This window comes from Dialister sp. CAG:357 (genome assembly GCF_000435155.1).
Classification (GTDB): Bacteria; Bacillota; Negativicutes; order Veillonellales; family Dialisteraceae; genus Dialister; species Dialister hominis.
In genome coordinates this window covers 1-4,215 of the sequence record NZ_FR896456.1, presented here as the reverse complement: position 1 = coordinate 4,215, position 4,215 = coordinate 1, and the positions used below count along the sequence as shown (strand labels likewise).

Sequence of the window (4,215 nt, the reverse complement as noted above, 5' to 3'; positions counted from 1 at the left end):
CTTCTTTTCATCAAGGATCCTTCTTACGATGATCTGCTGCCCAAGCGGCGAGAGGGCTTCTGCGACCGGCGAGTGCAGTTCCTGAAAGACGCGGTAGGCAAGGCGCGAGAATCCGCAGACGGTGACGTCTGTGAAGCCTTCGCCCGGAAATGATTTCGCGAGCAGGTACTCAGCCGTGTACGTTCCCTGATCCGGCACGAGAAGGAAAGCCTTCCTTCCCGTTTCCCCGCGTACATAATCCTGGATTTCCCGGCAGCAGCGGGTCGTCTTTCCTGTACCCGCGCGGCCGAATATGAAATGTAAGCTCATGGGATGTCCTTTCTGGCGGCAGACCCGCCAAGCATTCCTTTATTTGTTTCTATTATACTATGACACTTTTATTATAGCGGAAAGGAGGACAGGTTATGACATAAAAAAGAAAGGGCGGGGGAGTTTCCAAAAATTTTTACCATTTTCTAAATCCTGTGCTATAATAGAGAAACGTTTCCATTATAGATGTTTTCTATTAATAGGTAAAAATAAATTACCGTTGCGCCGGTGAAAGGAAATAGGTGATAGTATGCCGCAGCAAAAGCTTTGGACTCCTGAATTTATCGGGATGGGTCTTACGAATTTCTTTTATTTCATGTCACAGTATATTTTGATAGCCGCTTTGCCAGTCTTCATCATGGATGACCTGGGCGACGGACAGCTTGCAGCGGGGATGGCGATGACCTGTTTTCAGATCGGGACCGTCTGCACGAGGCCGATCGCGGGACGCATCATTGACGGCGTGAACAAGCAGAAGCTTCTTCTCATTTCGACCGTCTTCTTCGTTCTCATCATGGGAGGCTTCCTTCTGGCATCAAACCTCCACATGGTTTACGGGCTTCGTCTTGTCCATGGCATCGTCTTTGCCATCGGCACGACCGCATCGGCAGCCATGGCGGCTCTCGTCCTTCCTTCCAAAAGAAAGGGCGAAGGTATCGGCTACTTTGCCGTATCCGGAAATATGGCCATGGTCATCGGGCCTCTCGTGGGTCTTCTGATCATCGGCTGGTTCGGCTCGAAAATGCTCTTCGGCTTCCTCTGCCTTCTTGCGATTGCCGCAGTCATTGCAGGAAACAGGAAACGCCTCCCGGACGACGTCGTCAAACCTTCCGGCGAAAAGAAGAAGGGCATTCATGTGAGCGACTTCTTTGAAAAGAAAGCACTTCCCTTCGTCATCCTGGGCGGACTTGTCTTCTTTGCTTACGGCGGTGTCCTTACCTTCATCCCGATGTACACAAGATCGATGGGCCTGGCTTCCTGGACGAGCCTCTTCTTCGTCGTCTTTGCCATCGTCATCGTCGTGACTAGACCTTTTGTCGGCTACCTCTTCGATTACCATGGACCGGACTATACAGTCTATCCGGGCTTTGGCCTCTTCGCTCTGGGATTCATCCTCATCAGCCAGGCACACAGCCCCTTCACCCTTCTTTTCTCCGGCACCATTTTAGGCGTAGGCTTTGGAGCACTCGCCCCTGCCTTCCAGACACTGGCCGTGCAGAGCGCACCGGCTGCCCGCGCAGGCGTTGCCACATCCACCTACTTCTGGTCCCTTGATATCAGCGTAGGACTTGCCGCAGCCATCTTAGGCGCCGTCGCAGGCTCCGAAGGCTACCCCTTCATGTACGGCGTCGTCTGCTTAGCTTCCGCTCTGGCAGGCCTTGTTTACTACTTCTTCTGGAGAAAGACCTCCGGAAAAAGAGTCATGAAACGCGCAGCCGTGGAAGCCTGAAATTAAATATAGCAATAAAAAAGACCATGCATGGATTTTGTGCATGGTCTTTTTGCTTGCTTTTATTTCCCTTCAAAGCCTTCTTTCAAAAGGGTGAGGCCTTTGATGAGGGTCTCTCTCGGGCAGGCGGGATTGAAGCGGAGGAAGCCGTTTCCTTCCGGTCCGAAGATGTATCCCATGTCGAGCCAGAGGTGGCAGTCATAGACGACTTTGTGCTCGAGGTCTTCGTCGGAAAGGCCGTAGGCGGAAGCGTCGATCCAGAGGAGGTAGGTGCCTTCCGGTTCGATGAGTTTCATCTTCGGCAGGTTTTCCTTGAGGTAATCTCTCGTGAAGTCGACGTTCAGGCGGATGTATTCCTTGACGGTGTCGAGCCATTCGCGGCCATAGCTGTAAGCAGCTTCGCAGGCAACAAGGCCCATCGTGTTCAGCTGGTCATAGCCGAAGGAATCAAGGGCATCCTGGAAGGCTTTCCGGATTTCCGGATTCGGGATCAGGATATTGGATGTCTGTAGGCCTGCGATGTTGAATGTCTTGGAGGGGGCTGTGCAGATGATGGCATTCTGGGCAGCTTCCTTGCTGATGGTGGCAAATGTCGTGTGGGTGAATCCAGGATAGGTGAAGTCTTCGTGGATTTCATCAGCGACGATCTTGACGCCGTTTCTGATGCAGATGTCAGCGTAGCGGGAAAGTTCTTCCTTCGTCCACACGCGGCCGACAGGGTTGTGCGGGGAGCAGAGGAGGGAGAGCTTCACGTTTTCTGCTTTGATCTTTGCTTCGAGGTCGTCGAAGTCAAGTTCATAATGATCGTTCTTGAGGATGAGCGGGCTGTTCACCAGTTTCCTTCCGTTCTTCCTGATGGCTTCGAGGAAGGGGTAGTAGACAGGGCGGTTGATGAGGATGCCGTCGCCTTCCTTTGTCAGTGCTTTGACGGCAAGGTTGATGGCAGGAACGACGCCCGGGGTCTTGATGAGCCATTCGGGCTCGATATCCCAGCCGTAGTTTTCCTTCTGCCAGTTCTTCAGCGCTTCGAAGTAGGATTCGCCGGATTCCGAGTAGCCGAAGATGCCATGGTCGACGCGTTTCCTCAAGGCGTCAAGGATGGGTTCAGCCACTTTGAAGTCCATGTCAGCGACCCAGAAGGGAAGAACATCGGCAGGTTTGCCGCGCTGAACAGCGAAATCATATTTCAGGCAGCCGGTTCCGCGGCGGTCGATGACGGTATCAAGATCAGATAATTTCATGGTAAGCCTCCTTATGGACAATAGTGTATCAGCCGATAGCCTGGGCAAGGTCATCGATGAGGTCGCCTGCATCTTCGATGCCGACGGAAAGGCGGAGCAGGCATTCTGTGATGCCGCGGGACTGTCTTTCTTCTTCGGTGAGGTCGCTGTGCGTCTGGGTAGCCGGATAGGTAATGAGGCTTTCCACGCCGCCAAGGCTTTCAGCAAAGCGGATGAGCTTGACGTTCTTGAGGATCTCCAGCGCTGTCTCATGGGTGTCGGTGTAGAAGGAAAGCATAGCGCCGGCGCCTCTGGATTGCTTGTCATAGATATCCTTGTTTTCGAAACCGGGAAGTCCAGGGTAGAGGACTTTGGTGATCTTTTTCTGGGAAGAGAGCCATTCGGCGAGAATCTGAGCGTTCTTCTGGGCTGCTTCCATGCGGAGAGCCAGTGTCTTGATGCCGCGGGTGACGAGCCAGCTGTCCCACGGGGCGAGGCAGCCGCCGACGGTCTTATAGAGGAAGCGGAGCTTTTCAGCGATTTCCTTGTCCTTGCATGCGACGAAGCCTGCCAGGGTATCGTTGTGGCCGGCAAGGTACTTCGTGCCGCTGTGGAGGATGATGTCTGCGCCAAGGTCAGCCGGGTTGCAGAAGTACGGGCTCATGAATGTATTGTCTGCGATGAGGAGAGCGCCGTGGGCATGAGCGATGTCAGCGATGGCTTTGATATCGGTGATCTGCATCATCGGGTTGGTCGGGGTTTCGATATAGACAGCCTTGACCGTTTCATCGAAGGCTTTTTCCACATCATCCAGATGGGATGTATTGACATAGCGGAAGTTCAGGCCGTTCTTTTCATTGACGAAGCGGAAAAGGCGGATGGAGCCGCCGTAGAGGTCGTCACTGGAAATGATCGTATCGCCCGGTTTGAAAAGTTCCATGACCATGGAAATGGCAGCCATGCCGGATGAATAGCTGGTACAGTCGCAGCAGTGCTCAAGAGCGGCTACGAGTTTTTCCGTGCTTTCGCGGGTCGGGTTCTGTACGCGCGTGTAATCATAGCCGGTTGACTGGCCAAGCTCCGGATGGCCGAAGGTGGCGCTCTGGAAAACCGGAACGGAAATGCAGCCGGTCGGATCCTTCCAATCGCCGCCATGAATGCAGATAGTCTTGATGTCCATAATGAAATCCTCCTTATAAAATGCGGGTTATAGGACAAAACGTGTTGGTAAAAATT

At 53.2% G+C, this 4,215-nt stretch carries 4 protein-coding genes; 1 reads left to right on the top strand and 3 read right to left on the bottom strand.

Annotation, left to right across the window (positions count from 1 at the left end; translation table 11 throughout):
• The coding region (locus M3200_RS07480; protein WP_502685335.1) for a helicase-exonuclease subunit AddB family protein at positions 1-309 on the bottom strand (309 nt) is incomplete at its 3' end.
• A gap of 250 nt (positions 310-559) precedes the next feature.
• Between M3200_RS07480 and M3200_RS07475 the strand changes: the two genes are divergently transcribed.
• The gene (locus M3200_RS07475) at positions 560-1,759 is read left to right on the top strand and encodes an MFS transporter (protein ID WP_022382912.1); all 1,200 of its coding nucleotides are present in this window, start codon (positions 560-562) and stop codon (positions 1,757-1,759) included.
• Positions 1,760-1,821: 62 nt separating this feature from the next.
• On the opposite strand, the gene M3200_RS07470 is transcribed toward M3200_RS07475, so the two are convergent.
• A complete protein-coding gene (locus tag M3200_RS07470; protein WP_022382911.1) occupies positions 1,822-3,000 on the bottom strand; it encodes a MalY/PatB family protein in 1,179 nt (392 codons plus the stop codon).
• A 28-nt stretch (positions 3,001-3,028) separates the two neighbouring features.
• Positions 3,029-4,159, bottom strand: coding sequence for a trans-sulfuration enzyme family protein (locus tag M3200_RS07465; protein ID WP_022382910.1), 1,131 nt, complete (start codon positions 4,157-4,159; stop codon positions 3,029-3,031).
• Positions 4,160-4,215: the final 56 nt, after the last annotated feature.